15 protein-coding genes and 2 pseudogenes are annotated in these 16,775 nt (G+C 57.4%); 7 read left to right on the top strand and 10 right to left on the bottom strand.

Annotated elements, in window-relative coordinates:
• Window positions 1-306: 306 nt before the first annotated feature.
• Window positions 307-918, bottom strand: a complete 612-nt coding sequence (locus ACX80E_RS16760) for a GrpB family protein (RefSeq protein ID WP_459303201.1) — start codon at window positions 916-918, stop codon at window positions 307-309.
• 210 nt (window positions 919-1,128) lie between these two features.
• Between ACX80E_RS16760 and ACX80E_RS16755 the strand changes: the two genes are divergently transcribed.
• Window positions 1,129-1,743, top strand: coding sequence for an HAD family hydrolase (locus ACX80E_RS16755; RefSeq protein WP_459303200.1), 615 nt, complete (start codon window positions 1,129-1,131; stop codon window positions 1,741-1,743).
• 41 nt (window positions 1,744-1,784) lie between these two features.
• Here ACX80E_RS16755 and ACX80E_RS16750 read toward each other — a convergent pair whose 3' ends face one another.
• The gene (locus ACX80E_RS16750; protein ID WP_459303198.1) at window positions 1,785-2,270 is read right to left on the bottom strand and encodes a hypothetical protein; all 486 of its coding nucleotides are present in this window, start codon (window positions 2,268-2,270) and stop codon (window positions 1,785-1,787) included.
• A 159-nt stretch (window positions 2,271-2,429) separates the two neighbouring features.
• On the opposite strand from ACX80E_RS16750, the gene ACX80E_RS16745 reads away from it, so the two are divergent.
• The 4 genes from ACX80E_RS16745 (at window position 2,430) to ACX80E_RS16730 (ending at window position 7,172) form a co-directional block, all read left to right on the top strand.
• The gene (locus tag ACX80E_RS16745; protein ID WP_459303197.1) at window positions 2,430-3,254 is read left to right on the top strand and encodes an isocitrate lyase/PEP mutase family protein; all 825 of its coding nucleotides are present in this window, start codon (window positions 2,430-2,432) and stop codon (window positions 3,252-3,254) included.
• Between the two features lie 97 nt (window positions 3,255-3,351).
• Window positions 3,352-4,935 (top strand): DNA-3-methyladenine glycosylase 2 family protein, encoded by a 1,584-nt coding sequence (locus tag ACX80E_RS16740; RefSeq protein WP_459303202.1) that lies wholly within the window; start codon window positions 3,352-3,354, stop codon window positions 4,933-4,935.
• Between the two features lie 437 nt (window positions 4,936-5,372).
• Window positions 5,373-5,798, top strand: a complete 426-nt coding sequence (locus ACX80E_RS16735) for a GNAT family N-acetyltransferase (protein WP_459303196.1) — start codon at window positions 5,373-5,375, stop codon at window positions 5,796-5,798.
• A 102-nt stretch (window positions 5,799-5,900) separates the two neighbouring features.
• Complete coding sequence (locus tag ACX80E_RS16730) at window positions 5,901-7,172, top strand: amidase family protein (protein WP_459303195.1); 1,272 nt, start codon at window positions 5,901-5,903, stop codon at window positions 7,170-7,172.
• Between the two features lie 120 nt (window positions 7,173-7,292).
• On the opposite strand, the gene ACX80E_RS16725 is transcribed toward ACX80E_RS16730, so the two are convergent.
• From ACX80E_RS16725 to ACX80E_RS16710, 4 genes and pseudogenes are all read right to left on the bottom strand, one after another.
• On the bottom strand, window positions 7,293-7,628 hold the full coding sequence (locus ACX80E_RS16725; RefSeq protein ID WP_459303194.1) for an SdpI family protein: 336 nt from the start codon (window positions 7,626-7,628) through the stop codon (window positions 7,293-7,295).
• Window positions 7,629-7,756: 128 nt separating this feature from the next.
• Window positions 7,757-8,197: a cytidine deaminase family protein gene (locus tag ACX80E_RS16720; RefSeq protein ID WP_459303193.1), complete on the bottom strand. Its 441-nt coding sequence runs from the start codon at window positions 8,195-8,197 to the stop codon at window positions 7,757-7,759.
• A gap of 94 nt (window positions 8,198-8,291) precedes the next feature.
• Window positions 8,292-8,846 (bottom strand): GNAT family N-acetyltransferase, encoded by a 555-nt coding sequence (locus ACX80E_RS16715; protein ID WP_459303192.1) that lies wholly within the window; start codon window positions 8,844-8,846, stop codon window positions 8,292-8,294.
• A gap of 326 nt (window positions 8,847-9,172) precedes the next feature.
• Window positions 9,173-9,493, bottom strand: a pseudogene (locus ACX80E_RS16710) (hypothetical protein); the annotation flags it as partial.
• Window positions 9,494-10,225: 732 nt separating this feature from the next.
• Here ACX80E_RS16710 and ACX80E_RS16705 point away from each other — a divergent pair.
• Window positions 10,226-11,299, top strand: a pseudogene (locus ACX80E_RS16705) (alpha-hydroxy acid oxidase).
• Between the two features lie 8 nt (window positions 11,300-11,307).
• On the opposite strand, the gene ACX80E_RS16700 reads toward ACX80E_RS16705, so the two are convergent.
• The 4 genes from ACX80E_RS16700 to ACX80E_RS16685 all read right to left on the bottom strand — a co-directional run bounded on the left by ACX80E_RS16700 (window position 11,308) and on the right by ACX80E_RS16685 (window position 13,977).
• On the bottom strand, window positions 11,308-11,736 hold the full coding sequence (locus ACX80E_RS16700) for an ASCH domain-containing protein (protein WP_459303191.1): 429 nt from the start codon (window positions 11,734-11,736) through the stop codon (window positions 11,308-11,310).
• Window positions 11,737-12,424: 688 nt separating this feature from the next.
• Window positions 12,425-12,814: a hypothetical protein gene (locus ACX80E_RS16695; RefSeq protein WP_459303190.1), complete on the bottom strand. Its 390-nt coding sequence runs from the start codon at window positions 12,812-12,814 to the stop codon at window positions 12,425-12,427.
• Between the two features lie 207 nt (window positions 12,815-13,021).
• Window positions 13,022-13,330, bottom strand: coding sequence for a hypothetical protein (locus ACX80E_RS16690; RefSeq protein ID WP_459303189.1), 309 nt, complete (start codon window positions 13,328-13,330; stop codon window positions 13,022-13,024).
• 257 nt (window positions 13,331-13,587) lie between these two features.
• Window positions 13,588-13,977, bottom strand: a complete 390-nt coding sequence (locus ACX80E_RS16685) for a MerR family transcriptional regulator (protein WP_459303187.1) — start codon at window positions 13,975-13,977, stop codon at window positions 13,588-13,590.
• Window positions 13,978-14,167: 190 nt separating this feature from the next.
• On the opposite strand from ACX80E_RS16685, the gene ACX80E_RS16680 reads away from it, so the two are divergent.
• Window positions 14,168-15,691, top strand: coding sequence for a SulP family inorganic anion transporter (locus ACX80E_RS16680; protein ID WP_459303186.1), 1,524 nt, complete (start codon window positions 14,168-14,170; stop codon window positions 15,689-15,691).
• The last annotated feature ends 1,084 nt before the right edge of the window (window positions 15,692-16,775 follow it).

Here is a 16,775-nt window from a genome sequence, read left to right as displayed (position 1 = left end):
AGTCATCCGTAAAACTACGACGTTGACTTTTCTGTTCTGACATCACTGACATCCTCTCAGCAGGATCGATAATCCCGCTAACTCGGGTGTCCACTAATTCAGGCTAACCCCGGTATTGGGTCGGAGAATTTAGACCGCTTATCCGACGAAGCAATATCGGTTGGAATGTCCAGCCGCCCCGCCTGCTGGGATTCGCCCGTCCTTTGTGGCTAGGATTAAGCCCAGGACGGAGATATTTTCATGGGGGGAGTGTCCCACGTCATTGGACCTGGGGCGCTCCCTGCCATCGTGAATCGAACTTTGTGGCTATCCCTTGAGTAGACCTGTGGCGATGAACGCTTTACGGTAAATCTCTTTGATGACGAGTTCCTTGCGGGCGTTGTACTGCATGGAATGTTCGCCGGCGGCCCGTGACAACGCTGCCGCCGCACGCTTGGTGTCTGCGTAGAGAACGCGATCGTCAGGATTGGCACGAAGCCAGTCGCGGAAGATTCGATGCTTGATTAGCTCGGGACTGTCATAGCCAAAGACGTGCAGGTGGCAAGGCGGATCCACGTGGCGCAGGACGCGATGTCCAAACCACCAGGGTTCCCGAACCCGTAGTTCGAAACCGGCACGTTCAAGTGCTGGAATGTATGACGCCTCATCGTTTGGGTCGGCGACGATCAGGTCAATGTCGATAATCGGTTTGGCGGGGAGGTCTGGAACGGACGTCGAACCAACATGTTCGATGACCAGCGCGCGCCAGCCCAGAGCATCCTCGATCTTCTTTGCGAGCAATTGGAATTGCCCTGGCCATGCATCACTCCAATCGACTATGTCGAAATTCAGTGATGGTCCGGCGCCAGGAACATAGGGGGATTGCCCTTCGGGAACAGGTGGTTCGTGAAACGTCACGATGTCGTTGGGGTGGGGCATAGCCCTATTCTCACTGATCCTTACCGATCCAGCGCTCTGCAACACTCTTCTGGTGGCAAAGCGCCCCGTAAGCGGAACGTCCTCGGGACACTCGGAGGATCCCGCTTGGGGACCTGAACGAATCTCGTTGTTCGCATGGAAGTGCGACGTAGACGAGTGGTTGTCATGGTTAGGGAAGGGCTGCTGCCAGATCAGCGTTAGTCTGAATTCATGACAGCTGCATCTCGTTCGGACCTCTGGTATCTCTTCGATTATGGAATGGTGGTCTCAACCGCCCCTGAGCCAAGCGACTGGCAGGCCATGGAACGAGTAACAGGATTGGACCTCAAGCCGAAAACGAGCCCCTACTGGACTAGCAGGGACGGCTTTGACTCCGGGCAATTGAGCCCGGAGAAGTATTGGCCAAGTGTTTTAGGCCGACCGGTCACGGCGGCGGAGATCGATTTGCTAGAAAGTCTTGATTCGGCTCAATGGTCCCACCTAAATGGGAGCACGCTATCGGTGTTGGAGACTTTGCAGATCGAGCACGCGAGCGTAGCTCTCCTTTCAAACATGCCAGTTCAAATGGCGGAGCGACACCTCACTGAAGCATCCTGGACAAACTATTTTTCGAATCTTTACTTCAGCGGGATGCTAGGTGTGGCGAAACCGGACCGGAGGATTTTTGATCATGTTGTGGCTGATCTAAACGCCCGTCCACAGGATGTGGTGTTCATCGACGACAACGAGGCGAATATCGCTACCGCGCGGAGTCTAGGCTTCAGGACCATACTTCATACTTCCGCAACGGACCTTCGAGAAGAACTATCGAAGGTCTCCGGCTAACGCATCCCGGTGAACGAACCTTCACTGCGACACGAATCGAGTCAGACGGCGGCAACGGTCACGTCTCGGCCGACGATCATAGCTAAGAGGTCGTCTAGAGTGCCGTGGCACTTCTCCAACTCAGGTAGGTGGTAGAACGTGCTGGTGGTCTCAAGGTTGTTGATGACTTCGTCCGGCGAATGCAGGATTGTCCTTCTGCCTTGAGCGATCGCGATGCCAAGCTCAACATGCGTGCCCTTCCCGCCTGGAAGCAGGATTACGACGACGTCGGCACCTATCACTGCATCTCTCTCATGCTGCCCGATGGAGCGCAGATCACCGAGCGTGACTGTACCCGCATCGCGCGCCGACGCGTTCTGGGTCCAGTCGTACGTGTTGACGTAGCCCTTGCTTTCCAAGGTTTGCGCGACGTACCGGACGTTGACGATATTCCTGAAGCTCGACGCAACATAGAACCTTTTCAAAGCTTCTGCCTCCTGATTGGAACTTCGACCATTGTTCCTTACTGAGCCGGCCCGGTGCGTCACGTACGCCCCTAGGAGGCAACCTCCTGCGGGACACACTTCACTAGATTATTACGTTCGGGACGTCTTCAGTTACTTCATCCATTATTTGCGCTGCGGTCTTCTACTGGTGAGGTCTGATTCCCGCCAGACGGACGCGACTTCATTTGGTGTACTGAGGTAATGAATAAGACGAGCAATCACAAAACCACCCTTTTTTCTTCCCTTCATAAGGCGCACCAGCCTCTGAGACTAAGCAATGTATGGGACGTTGCCAGTGCATTGATCGCTGAGGCCGCCGGTGCGCAAGCTATCGCGACGACGAGCGCTGGGGTGGCGTGGTCCCTGGGTATACCTGATGGAAACCAGCTTAACCGAGCACGCGCAGTGGATGCCGTCGCTCGGATCGTCAAAGCCGTCAAAGTACCCGTCACCGCTGACATCGAAGGTGGCTACGCCGATTCACCAGAAGGCGTTTCACTGACGGTAACCGAAATTCTCAATGCCGGGGCCGTCGGAATTAACATCGAGGACGGGAACTCAACCCCAGAGCAGTTCGCGGAAAAAATCGTTGCCGCACGAAAGGCTGCTAACCATCTCGGCATGGAACTGTTTATTAATGCACGGACAGATGTGTTTCTGTTCGGCAACGGTACGGAGGAAGAGCAGATTGAGGACGCACTCAAGCGCGCTGGTCTCTATGTGAACGCCGGGGCAGACGGTATCTTCGTGCCAGGTGCAAGTAGCGGCGCTGTTATCGGTGCGCTCGTGGAAGGCGTCTCGGTTCCTGTCAACGTCATGGTTGGACCAGGGTCACTCGCGGTCAGCGAACTCGGTAGGCTTGGAGTGGCACGGGTCAGTCTAGGATCTGGTGTAGCGCAGGCCGCCTACGCAATTGCCCACCGCGCGGCAGCAGAGCTATTCACTGTCGGAACCTATGACAGTGTCACCGATTGCCTCGACTACGGCACGCTCAACGATTTGTTTGAACCTTCTTCAACGCGCTAATCTACCGACCACCAGGATGAAATCAGTGAAGACTGACCAGCGTCAAATACCGCCGCGTGGAAAGTATTCTTTGTGCACTTTGGGGCACTCGTTGTTCATGGAGCGATACCGTGCGATCGACGCACGCGACGTACGTTTCGATGGTCAGTTCTTCACGGCCGTTTCCTCCACCGGCATCTACTGCCGTCCATCATGTCCGGCACGAACTCCTAAACCGGAGAACGTGACGTTCTATCCAACGTCGGCGGCGGCTCAAACAGCGGGGTTTCGGGCCTGCAAACGCTGTTTTCCAGAAGCGACGCCCGGAACTCCGGAGTGGAACCTTCGGCATGATCTCGCAGCTCGAGCCATGCGGCTCATTCTCGATGGCACTGTGGACCGTGAAGGAGTGGACGGGCTCGCTTCCCGCCTCGGCTACAGCGCCCGCCACATCCACCGAGTATTAATATCGCAGCTCGGATCTGGCCCGCTGTCACTTGCCCGGGCACGTCGTGCCCAATCTGCTCGGGCCCTAATTGTGGACAGTGACTTGGCACTAGCAGACGTCGCTTTTGCGGCAGGATTTGGTTCCGTACGGCAGTTCAATATCACCATCCAGGAAGTTTTCGCTGCAAGTCCTAACGAGTTGCGGGTCCGATTCCGGAAGCCACTGCAAGCAGAAGGACTCCCAGATGCGGCGGCCACCCCATCTTCTTTGAAGGTACGGCTAAAAATTGACCTTCCGGTTCGACAGCCATTCGATGCGCTGGGAGTCTTCCACTTCCTTGCGGCCCGTGCCGTGAACGGCATGGAAGTTGCCGACCTTAGAACCCGAGACCATTTGAGTTATGCCCGCACACTGATACTTCCAGGGGGCGCTGGCGCTGTAGAAGTGACGGCTACCCGCATCAAGAAAACCTCATGGCGTGTCTGTGCCCGTCTTGAGTTAGTTACTCTTTCCGATGTCGCTCCCGCCATTGCCCGTGTGCGACGCATGCTCGATCTCGATGCCGATCCTGTCGCCGTGGACACGGCGCTGCGCCATGACCCTGAGCTAGCTCAACTAGTCGAGCGAACCCCGGGAATTCGGGTTCCTGGTGCGGTCGATCCACATGAACTGGTAGTACGCGCACTCGTAGGGCAACAAATTTCCGTCGCGGCAGCTCGTACGCATCTAGGGCGGTTTGCAGCACATTCCGGCTCGACGTACGTTTCAAGCATCCCCGGCCTCACAAGACTCTTCCCCACGATTGAGCAGATCATCACCGCCCTACCTGAACCCGCAGCCGATGAACCACTCGATCCGGATCGTCCGCTTCGACTACCGGGTCAAGCCATCCGTGCCCTACTAGCAATTTGTCATGCCATGCAGAGCGGGGAGCTGACAGTCGATGTAGGCGTAGATGCAGACAGGCTACGGGGACAACTAATCAGCTGGCCTAGGATCGGCGATTGGACAGCCTCTTACATTGCCATGCGCGTTCTGGGAGATCCGGACGCTTGGCTATACGGCGACGCTGCCCTCATAGCCGGAGCAAAGAACATCGGAATACTCAAACACGACACCCCTAAGGCAACCAACCATCGGGCCTTGGCAGACAGGGCGACCCAATGGTCACCCTGGCGTTCCTACGCGAGCATGCACCTATGGCAGGCCGCAACACTAGCTACTACCAACTCCGAATCTTCCAAAACCCTCTGATGTCCCGCAAGCCGGTCGTTCCTCGGAGCGCCGGGCCATCAGAGCCAGGACATGATCAATCAGCGATAGTTCGCCAACGGCTACTGGGACGAGCTCTCTTTGGCCTGTCGAGCAGACTGGTCCTCAAGTATCGCGAGAGCTTTTTCGCTCGCATCACGAATCCGATGCAACGCACCGACGATGCTGATGCTCGCGAAGAGGACGATGAGTAGTAAAACTACGAGCAACCAAGTGATATCCATGCGCTAACTCTGTCAGGTTCCCGCGACAGAATCGAAAATCGGTGCGTCTAACCGGTTTACGTTGCATCTGAGCATGTCTCGGTTGTAACAGGCGGCCCTGTTCTGCGGCCCGATAGCCGAACGCTTAGCGGGACTCATCCTCCTAGCTGGCTCCGAAATCCCTATTTGGTCATGATGCTGTGCAACACTGATCCGATGTCGCTATTTCGTCTATCCACCTCCGCCGTCATTTCCGACGATGCAGTGCTTGCACTCTACGAATCCGTGGGCTGGTCGGCGTACGCCAGCAAGCCTGAACTGCTTTGCCGGGCGATAAAGAGTTCGTCGTTTGTCGTCACGGCCTGGAGCGAAGATGGGCGGCTCATCGGCTTGGCCCGGGCCATCTCCGACGATGCAACGATCTGCTACGTCCAGGACATTCTGGTAAATCCGGATTTTCAAGGAGCCGGTGTGGGCCGCGGGTTGTTCGCTCAAGTCGTGGAGAGGTATCAGCACGTGAGGCAGACGGTCCTCATTACGGACGATCAGCCGCAGCAGCGGGCCTTTTATGAGTCGATGGGACTTACTGAAGGCGCAAACTTCACCCCAGAACGTATTCGTGTCTTCGCGCGGTTTCGCTAACTTCCCGCGGCTGAATAAGAAGCACATTCCGGAGTGGAACCTTCCGCGGGAATTTCTGGTTGGGCCAGTGCCGGCTCTGGAGTAAGTGGGGGACTATGGTGCATGAACACTTTTCCTCGGCCAATTTCGCTTCTCCACGAGCCAGACGACTACGAATTGAGCAAGGGGCAGTTGTCGCCACTAGCTGCGATTGATGAGTACGACCGTTTTGTTCGTGCCTTCGTGCCTGAGCCCGGTCGGTCAAGCCGGATTCACGGCATTGCAGCTCTTGATCGATCTTCAGGGGTGTTTCGGGGTGCGCTCATTGGCGTGAAAGACGTCATCCGTGTTGACGGACTCGAAACTCGAGCCGGTTCTGCCTTGCCGCCGAAGGCGCTTGCCGGCCCACAGGCCACCCTTGTCAATCGGTTACAAGAGGCCGGAGCGATCGTGGCGGGCAAGACTGTGACCGCCGAATTTGCAGTCTCTGCACCCGGCCCCACCCGGAACCCCAAAGACCTCATGAGAACACCTGGCGGATCGAGCAGCGGATCAGCCGCAGCTGTCGCTGCTGGGATGGTGCCTGTTGCCGTTGGAACTCAGACTGTGGGGTCCATCATTCGACCGGCAGCATTCTGCGGCGTGATGGGATTCCGTCCCACCTGGGGAGCAATTCCTACGGATGGAGTCATCGCCAACTCGCCGTCACTGGACACCGTTGGACTATTCGCTTCCGATCTTGCCTCCATCGAGCTCGCAGCAGGCGTGCTCTGCAATTGGAGGGACAACGCACGTTCATCTGAAGGGCTTCCTATCCTCGGGGTACCAACAGAAAACTATCTCGGCTCAGCGTCGGCAGAAGGACTGCGAGCCTTCCGATACCATTTGAACTTACTTCGTGCAGCAGGGTACGAGATTCGTGAGGCGTCACTTACAGCCGACATTCAAGTTCTTCACCACAATCTATTCACCTTCCAGCGGTTCGAACTGGCCCAAGTTCACGCCGCCTGGTGGCGGGAATACTCTGCTCTTTACCACCCATCGACGGCGGCGGCTATCCGTGACGGCCAAGTCATCACTGAACGCGAGTATCAAGAGGCCGGTAACTGGCGTGCTGCCTTCTGTGACCAAATAGCGGCCACGATGAGCATGAATGGAATCGACATTTGGGTGACGCCGAGCGCACCAGGGCTCGCACCTCGCGGTCTGTCCTCAACCGGAGATGCGGTGATGTCCGCACCGTTCAGCTTCGCAGGATTGCCGGCAATGAGCCTGCCAGCCCCGAATCCCGCGGGTGGAATACCCTTTGGCCTCCAGTGCGTCGCCGCGGAGGGGCAAGATCAAGTTCTCCTCGGCCACGCCCACGGCATTGCAGATGCGCTAACCTGCAGCTAGCCCAAGGCCAGTACAAGATAATGATGCGATCATCCTGTGCGAATATATTTCCGGTATTCACCACCCCACATGTGGAACGTCTACCGGGATATGTTTGCTCCCGATCGAGAGTTGTCGGTGTTAGTACTGTGCCGCTAGGACAAGTTTTGCTGCTTTCGATCCTGCGAACGTTCCGACAATGATGCCGATGAGCATGATGATGCACGATCCGAGCAGGAACATTGCCTGCAGTGTTTCCCCCGGCACGGAAGGGGTTGGAAGTAGGAAGATTATGGCGCCATAGATGCCTGTCAGAGACGGAGTTTTAGCGGCCTGGTGACCGGCGATCCATGTCTGTTCGGTTGCCATGATTGAAGGTATCCGAATGCCGGCCAAACCGTTGACGCCAATGCGGCCATCAGCGCACCGGACGATGACATTGATCAACAGAACGTAGCAGGCTAGGAGAAGTACCACGGAGAAGATTATGCCTTCATTCTATGGAGCATGAACCACGACTACGGCCACGGGGACGCGCAGATCCTTGATCGGCAGTGCATTTAGGGCCCCGCATCGGGAACCTCCTGCGGGGCAGGGATTCTGGGTTAGAGCTGTTCGGCGTTGTAATCGTAGCCAAGTGGCAGCAGATCGCTAGCGAGAATGCTCACTGAGCCTGCTGTTGACGTCATAACGACACGTATCTGAGGGTAGTGGTCTGCAAGGATTTGCCGGTCACGGCCGCACGGATTCTTCACGCCACGGCTGTGGTTCCCCACTGCCACAATATGAGTCAGTTCTGTCGCCCCCGCTGCGCGCGCAGCCCCGAGCGCGACCAATTCTGCGCACGGTCCGCCTGTGAAGTGGTAGAGATTCACCCCCGCGAACATCCGCCCGTCGGAGGCCCGCACGGCAGCACCCATGGTGTGAATACCATCTTCACCGGGACCGGCGTCGGTGGTTGCGTCGATAGTCTCTCTCGCCAGGTCAACGAGTTCCCGCTCGACCTCTGACAGGGGCTGCGCGGATGGTGGAAGTGGATTAGTCATGTCGCGATCATATGGCTTCAGAGGTGTCAGTTTCCATAGACGACAGCACGGCGCGGGAACAGCCGTATGCGGAACGCTCTACGAGACGGCCCAGTTACCAGGGCGTGCCGCGAAGATCGATGTTACCTGTCGGCCACTCATTCACATCACGTTTGGCCGAGCAGATCAGGATCGGTCCTCCCTGTGACTCGACGATGGATGTTTGATCCACACGGGATAAGCAGCGTTCCGTGGCGCGGACCCGGACCCACCCCGCTGACTCATAAAACGGTACGACTTCGCTGCGGCATCCGAGAAATCCAAAGTCGATCCCGTTGTCATCACGCATGACCTCTTGAGCGTGTCGCATTGCTCGACGGCCAAGGCCGGTCCCGCGTGAGCGCTGATCGACCAAGACACCTCCCGTACCGGCCACCACGGCTTCAGAGTTGCCGACGGCGATCAGGCGACGTTGAAAGCCCACATGTGCAGTCAACGCCTGGCCATGAAACGCCAGGACGTGAGTGTCGGCGGGCGAATAGCCGTACGGTGCATCCGGATTCCACGGGCCGAATCCTTCTCGATATTCACTATCGAATAGGGCCTTGAGCCCCTCAAGTTCCGTTGATGTGAAGTCGACGTGCCGTCGCACTCGCATGATCTCATCCATGGTTCAAGCATATGTCTCAACGCCACCGCTGGTCCGGGTCTGAAATAGGCCACGCAGGGGACCTCTACCGGGACAGCGGGCGACCCCTTGGTCTTCGGTCGCTGAGCCGATCGTGTTTCGGCGACGAACGCTTCTAGCATCGCTAGTATTCTGAGTTCGTGTTCGATCTGACGGGGAAGGAAATCAGCTGGGTGTTCATGCCTGTAGATCGCCGCCACCAGAAGCTGTTGGGCCTTGGCCGACTCGAGCTCGCCGAAGGCGTCATTGCGCTCCATATTGCATTGGCGATGGCTGGCCCGCAGGTTACCCCAATGATCTCCACCGCCATGGGACTTCGGAAGGACATGGTCCACTTGAGCGCTGGCAGGGTGCGGGTGGCGGAGCAGAATGTCTATGGGTGTTTCGCAGATCTCGCAAATGCCTGTCCCGATGACCCACAGGCGAATGGCGACCTTGCGGTTGGTGTCGGTAGGCGCCGTCCGATGGAAGCGCTCTGCAGCTTCGGGGCTGAGTGACAGCACCCCATGAGGTGGGGCAATGGTGAGGTCGGGCGCCAGGGTCACTGGAGTGCTGGGTGCCTGTTCCTGCTCCACGATCAGCCCGAATATTTCGCTGGTCGAGGGCCAGCTCTGGCTTGAGGAAGTCATGGATCAAGATTAGACCTGTGACGGTGGTTGGGACACGCTCGCAGGCACTTCGGGCAGGGCAGGCATTGGTGCTGTCGTCGAGTCCTAGGGCGGACTAACTGTCCTCGGTCGTCATGTTGGTGACAAGAGATCCCAAATGGGGCGACACCGAGTAGTCGACCAAGTCATACAGAAATCACGCTCGTGATGGCAAGATGACCACCTTTTAACATCTTGCTTGCCGAGAACGGTCTTGATCAGGTCAAACCCTCCATGAAATGGAGAACTTCAAATCCGCTGCACTATCAAGGCTGGCAGCACAGCACGAGGAGATTCTCCTTCTGCGGTCCCAGCACACCAAGGGCGACAACGTGCAGAGTATTCGGTAAGCCTTCTTGTCACATGGTTCTTGCCATCGCAAAGACTCCGTGCCCCAGTCTGGGGGCTCTTGAAGTCATAGATATTCCTGCCTCACGCAGAACTTTTCCCAAACAGGGCGGCCACACGTGTAGCCGAGACTCGACCTGCTTCTGATTCGAGCGTCCGTTACACGACCGGCTTGCGGGACACTTTGCCAATGTCTATACGGGACACCCCTTTCGGGACGGCGAGGCTCTCCCAAAAGCAAAGAATACTCTTTCTCGTTCCCCATTCGAGGCTGCGAATACCGCCATTCCCAACCGTGATGTGACCGCCATTCTGAACTAACAATGGCAGTATGCGTAAGAGGACGATTGGAAAGAGTGAGGCAGTATGCAGATGGAGATTATGGCGGCGTGGTTGGATGACTTTGAACGTGCGGCAAAGGCGGAACTCCCGGACTACGTGTACGGATACTTCTCCGGCACGGCCGACGGCGGTGAATCCATCCGGGACGCGGCACTCCAGTGGGATGCAGTCCGCTTCCGACCGCGGGCATTCACCAACACCTCAACGGGCCTGACCCGCACGTCCGTGCTGGGAGTGCCGCTCGAAACACCAATTCTCGCCGCGCCGATGGCCCACCAAAACGCGGCAACACCCCTTGCCGAGATCGCAACAGCACGAGCAGTACGTCGCAACGGATCACTTCTGGGAGTATCGACGAATACGGCCGTACCATTCGAGCAGATCGCAGCCGAAGGCGTGCCATGGTGGTTCCAGGTCTACGCTATGAAAGACTAGGGCCTATCCAATGCGTTGGCCGACCGGGCTACGGCTGCTGGCGCCAAAGCCCTGATCCTCACCGTCGACACAACCCGACTGGCCCCGAGCAAACTAACCATCGACCCTCAACTATGGCCCGAATCGCCGCGGAAAGAGCGGTTGGCCAACCTATTGGACGAGGACCTCGCCAGCGTTAGTGAGGGCGCCACGGAGGGCGCGGAGAACCTTTCATTGGACATCATCCGCGAACTACGGGAACGGACCGGGCTCGAAGTGGTCGTCAAGGGCATCCTGCGCGGTGACGACGCCCGCAGGGCCGTGGACGCGGGAGCCGCCGGCATTCTGGTCTCCACCCATGGAGGTCGCCGCGTCGGCAGGTCGATCACGTCGATCATGGCGCTTCCCGAAATCGTCCAAGCTGTTGGTGACGATTGCGAGGTCTACGTAGACAGTGGCATACGTTCAGGGGACCACGTCGCCGCCGCTCTGGCCATGGGCGCACGCGCAGTCTTCGTGGGCCGGCCAGTGCTGTGGGGACTGGCAACCGGGGGCGAAGACGGCGCGGCCCACGCGCTCAGACGCCTCACAACCGAGCTGCGCGCCACCATGGCAGCAATCGGAACTGACACTATCCAAGAACTCACCCCAGACCTCCTTGGGTACCCCTCAGTCGCCCGCTAAAGGTTGGGTCACGAGGGCAAGCGCGCAACGAGTCTGAATCGCTGGAGCACCAGCACTGTGTCGTCATTGACCGTGAAGTGGGGGTCGTTCATTTCATCTCGCAGGTCCTGCGAATGCCAGAACTCCTCGTGGCCCGCGCGCCACTGGTCGACGGTAGTGAAGCCCTCGCCCTCGTCGATGGCATGCTGCAGACCTACCTCGGCCAACCGGGCATGGCGTACTTCCGTCATCTCAATTACGGCCACTGGCGTTCCGACGGAGTCAATGACCACTTCCTGCAAACCGGCCACGGGCAGATCTTCCTGATCAATCTCGTACCCAATGAGCAAGGCCGTCGTGGAGGTCTTGGATCCGTCCAGAACGGCGGCAACCAGTTGGTCCCGGAGAGGACCGGGAAAAGCAAATTCACACACGGGCAGGGCACTGTAATCAGTCATGGTGACAGGGTATCGCCCCGCCAGGCTTTTAATGTTCCCCCGCGCCAATTCATCGGACAGGTGCTCAGCGGCTTGTGCCAGCCACAATTCACGGCTCCGGGCGTGTGAAAGAGTCATTCTCGTACTGGGAATGGAGTCCGACCTGGTGATGCGCCCGCACATGCTGTGCCGGTCACCGTTGGCATATGGACCAGCGCCCAGAGGGCGCTCAAATATGTAGCTCAGCCTCTGGGGACGAGCCGATTTGAAAGATTCCAGGGCAAAACAGCCTCAGATAGATAGGCACCTAAAGGTGGCGTTGCGCATGAGACAGAGTGCCTAGCGGACGTGTCTCACGCCCACATATCGCGCGTATCCAATATCCATGACTGCACCGTACCGAAATCTAGCCCTGCACGCAGGCAACGACAGCCACTTGTGACATAACTTCTGGGACGGCCAGGTTACGCAGAATACCGGCAAGTTTCTTTGGTGGGGGAGTCCCGCCGGGGGAGTGTCCCAGTTCCTTGGAACTGGGACACGGTTACTTCCGCAGTGCATCACCTTGGCCGTGTCCTTGAGCGTGTAGCCCTGCACCTTCAAAGTGCGGGCCAGTTCGGCTAGGCGAGCGTCCGCGTTAGCCCCTGTGCCTGGTGCTAGGACTCGTTGGCGGCTTTGGCGTCCTCCGGCCATCCCTGGTTAGGGCGGGTCAGCGGTGCGGGTCCACAACAACCTGAACGTCGTCTTCGTAGAGGACATGCCCCGGGGCTGACGAACGGAGTTCTTCCCATGGCGTCCCGTAGCGGTCCAGCAGATTCAGGTAACCGGGAACCCTGGCCAGAAGGTGCGTTGCGCTGGTTTTGAACCATGCTTGGGCGTGCGGATTATGAGTTCTGTCGTAGACGGTGGGGTCTATCAGGTTGGGGTCGGCATAGGCGGCGTCGTACCAGGCATTCGCGTCCCGCAACCATTGGTAGTCCTCAGCGTTGAGCTGGCCGTTTCTTGCCAGTCTGTTGGCCAAGCCGAATATCCCGTCGTAGATCCCACGCTTATCCAATTGGGTTGCCTGGTACCTGACAAATTTGGGAGCTGCATCCATGCTTTAGTCCTTCATTCTTCCGTCCGATGTTCGAGCGCCCGGGCCTGTCCACGAGAGTCTCTATTTCCGGCTGGATTCGAGTCTATTCCAGCAGGAAATTGGTGCACTCTCTTCCTGAAAATGACCGTGTTTCACGACCGACGCAGCCTCACTGGTGGAGTGTCCCAGTTCCTTGGAAGTGGAACGGGTGGGGAGCGACTATAAAACTTAGGACTCCTTGTGGTGCCTGCCAAAGACCATGGAGATTATCGCCATGACCCCGGTGACAGTGAATACTGCCGGCCACGCCCCGATCTTCTTAGCCAGGGGGTGGGACGCGCCGAAGGCTGCGATATATGTGCCGGTGAGGGCGACTGCCCGGGCCGTACCGGCGTCGTTCTTCCAGGCGGTGAAGGCGGCCAGTCCGCAGGCTGCCAAGATGGCGCCGCCCGCTTGCTGGTTGCCTGTAGCGCGGGCGACCTTGTAGCTGAGCAAGAGGCCGACTTTGGCCAAGCCGGTCGAAACGATGCGGGACATTCGAGTCCGCCTTTGACGGAATGGACAAGCAACAACTTAAGCATAGGCTCGGCGCCGAAAACGTGCATGAAAGATCAGAAGCAAACTATAGAAATCCCCGGCCATCATCTGACTTACATTGGCTCTGTCAGTGCCAAGATAGCCATTCGTCACGGACTGGGGAGACCCAGGAAGCCGTCCATCATGGCAAATCCGGGTTTGAGTTGGTGTGGACGATTCGTGCAAGGAAGCATGGTCCACTAGGGCAGTAAGGTGGGCTATTTGTTGTTGAGATCTTGGATGAAGGCGTCGGCGCGTTTGAGATTGAGAGCCAGTTTGTCGCGCTTCTCGTGCGCGCGCTGGACATATTGGGCAAGAAGTTCCCTGGCGTCGTTGTTTTCTGAGTCGATGGTCAGGGCGTCTACGGTATCCAGGAGTTCGCCCATTTCTTCGAGTGTGAAACCCAGTGGTTTCATCGACCGGATGACCAGCATGCGTTGCAAATCTGACTCAGTGTAGATCCGAAAGCCCCCGTCACTGCGGGTTGTTGCGGGAAGAAGTCCCACTTCGTCGTAGTGGCGGATCGTGCGTTGGGAGAGTCCTGTGGCGTCAGCCAAATCACCGATGTGCATGGTCTGCTCGGTGTCAGCTGCCGGTGTGTCAGTCATAAAATTCTCCTTCATCCCTCAACTTCCAACTCTACCCTTACGTTAGGTTAGAGTTGAAGTTGTTCGGTGTATTGCTCGGCCATTCCTAGCCGAGGTAGTTCATTGCTTAGCGCAGGGACGCGCCGACCCCCACGATTCTATGTAACTGAGCGCGTGCGCGCTCTCCTTCTCTTTGTGAACGGAGCCATTAATGGCCACGAAAACAACGGCAGAACACGAGGTTCTGACCCCGGAGGAACGGCAGTCCGTTCTTCGCACCCTGAAATCTCCTCGCCTGCTCAAGACCGAGGTCCTTGCTGGGTTGGTGGTGGCACTGGCCCTGATTCCTGAGGCGATTGCTTTTTCCATCATCGCTGGCGTTGATCCGCGTATCGGGCTTTTTGCCTCTTTCACGATGGCTGTATCCATTGCTTTCCTGGGTGGTCGTCCCGCGATGATTTCTGCGGCGACCGGCGCTATTGCCCTGGTCATCGCTCCCTTGGTTAAAAGCCACGGGGTGGACTACTTTGTTGCCGCCGTCATCCTGGCTGGAGTCTTCCAAATCATGCTGGCTCTGTTGGGTGTGGCTAAGTTGATGCGTTTCATTCCCCGCCAGGTCATGGTCGGCTTCGTCAACGCCCTGGCCATCCTGATCTTCATGTCCCAAGTTCCCGAACTGCTAGGGGTTACATGGCTGGTATATCCACTCACAGCCCTTGGCCTGTTGATTGTCTTTGGCCTGCCCAAAATTACAACGGCCATTCCAGCGCCCTTGGTGGCCATTGTGGTCCTAACTCTGATCGCAGTCTTGGCATCGCTGGCCGTACCCACGGTGGGGGATAAGGGAGAGATGCCCGAGAGCCTGCCGTCACTGTTTGTGCCTAACGTTCCGCTGAACTTTGAAACCTTGCAGGTCCTCTTTCCTTACGCGCTGGCCATGGCTTTTGTCGGGTTACTGGAATCGTTGATGACAGCCAAACTCGTCGATGACGTCACTGACACTCATTCCCATAAAACCCGTGAGAGCTGGGGGCAAGGGGCCGCGAACATCATCACTGGCTTCTTCGGTGGCATGGGTGGTTGCGCCATGATCGGTCAGACGATGATTAACGTCAAGGCTTCCGGTGCACGTACCCGCATCTCCACGTTCCTGGCAGGGTTTTTCCTGTTGGTCCTGGTTGTTGCATTGGGGGATATTGTGGAGCTGATACCCATGGCCGCGCTGGTGTCCGTGATGATCTTTGTCTCCGTGGCCACCTTTGACTGGCACAGCATCAAACCAGCAACTTTGCGCATGATGCCCAAGAGTGAGGCGACCGTCATGCTGGCCACGGTGATTTTCACCGTCTGGACCCACAACCTAGCTATCGGTGTCGGGATCGGAGTCCTCACAGCCATGGTCCTGTTCGCCAACCGCGTCGCTCACCTCGTTACCGTGGAGCGGCGTATCGAGGAACACTTCGGTGAGACAATTGCCAAGTACGAGGTCAACGGCGAGCTGTTCTTCGCCTCATCCAACGAGCTTTACACCCAATTCGAGTACGCCGAAGACCCCGAGCGGATCGTCATCGACCTGTACAACTCCCACCTGTGGGACGCCTCGACCATCGCCGCGCTGGATGCCATCACCGCCAAATACGCCAAATACGGCAAGACCGTCGAAATCGAGGGGCTAAACACAGCCAGCCTCAAAATGCGCGAACGCATGGCAGGAAAACTCGGAGCCGACCACTAACCCGGACCCGCACGGCGGCACAGCTCGCATAACTCAAAACCGCCATATCAAGCTGCAAAAAACCGCCAGATGAAGCTAACAGTCACACCCGGCATGTTTCTTGAGCAGGGGAGTCCCGCCGGGGAAGTGTCCCACTTCCTTGGAAATGGGACGCCCACACTAAATACCAAGAACACATCGACGCCTGATAAGGGTCCTGGGCATAATAAGTGTTGTGCAGGGTGGCCATCGGTCAGATAAGAGTTCCAGGGGGCTTGAATCCGTCCTCATTGACGCCGATATAGTCGGAACCGCCACCCTGTTGCACAACATTTTGGTGCCCTTGGCCAAAACCCCGGCGGGGGACAACACTTTGGTGCTCCATGCCGTGAAGCCCAGTTCAAAAGGGTCTTCGTAGCGCTGCATGCTCCTCATCATTCCACTCCAAAGTGCTTTCTGAAAGGGATGCAGTCAAGGAACTGAGACGGTCGTCTATGGACGGCCGTCAATGAAAGTTCGCAGGATCTCATTCATGGTCAGTTCATGGGTTGCCGCGTAGATCTTGAACTTTCGGTGTTGGTCTTCGGTTAGATCCAGGGTGAGGCGTTTTGGGTATTCCCTAGCCTCAGTCTCAGGTTCAAGGAAGATTTGCAAGGCGAGGGTGACCGGTTTCGATCAAAGAAGCGTCGCCGCAATCCGTAGTTAAAAAAGGTGCGGGGCGGGCAAGGGATGCATATAAATGCACTTGCCTTGCCCGCCCCATAGGGTGCGTTGCTGTGATCGTCTCAAGCTGTCGACGACCACGTACTGCTGGTGTTGCCATGGTCGTCTCAAGCTGTCCGACGACCACATATTGCTGGTATTGCTATTGCGGATACTGCTCATACTGCCATTACTGCTACTGCTGTGGTCGTCTCAAGCTGTCCGACGACCACGCCCTCCGGGTCCTGCTGTGTCCGTCTCCTACTGCTTGACGGCCAGGTACTGCTGGTGTTGCTGTGGTCGTCTCAAGCTGTCCGACGACCACGCCCTCCGGGTCCTGCTGTGTCCGTCTCCTACTGCTTGACGGCCAGGTACTGCTGGTGTTGCTGTGGTCGTCTCAAGC

The organism is Arthrobacter sp. TMN-49 (assembly GCF_054511095.1).
This window is presented reverse-complemented; position numbering and strand designations above follow the sequence as displayed.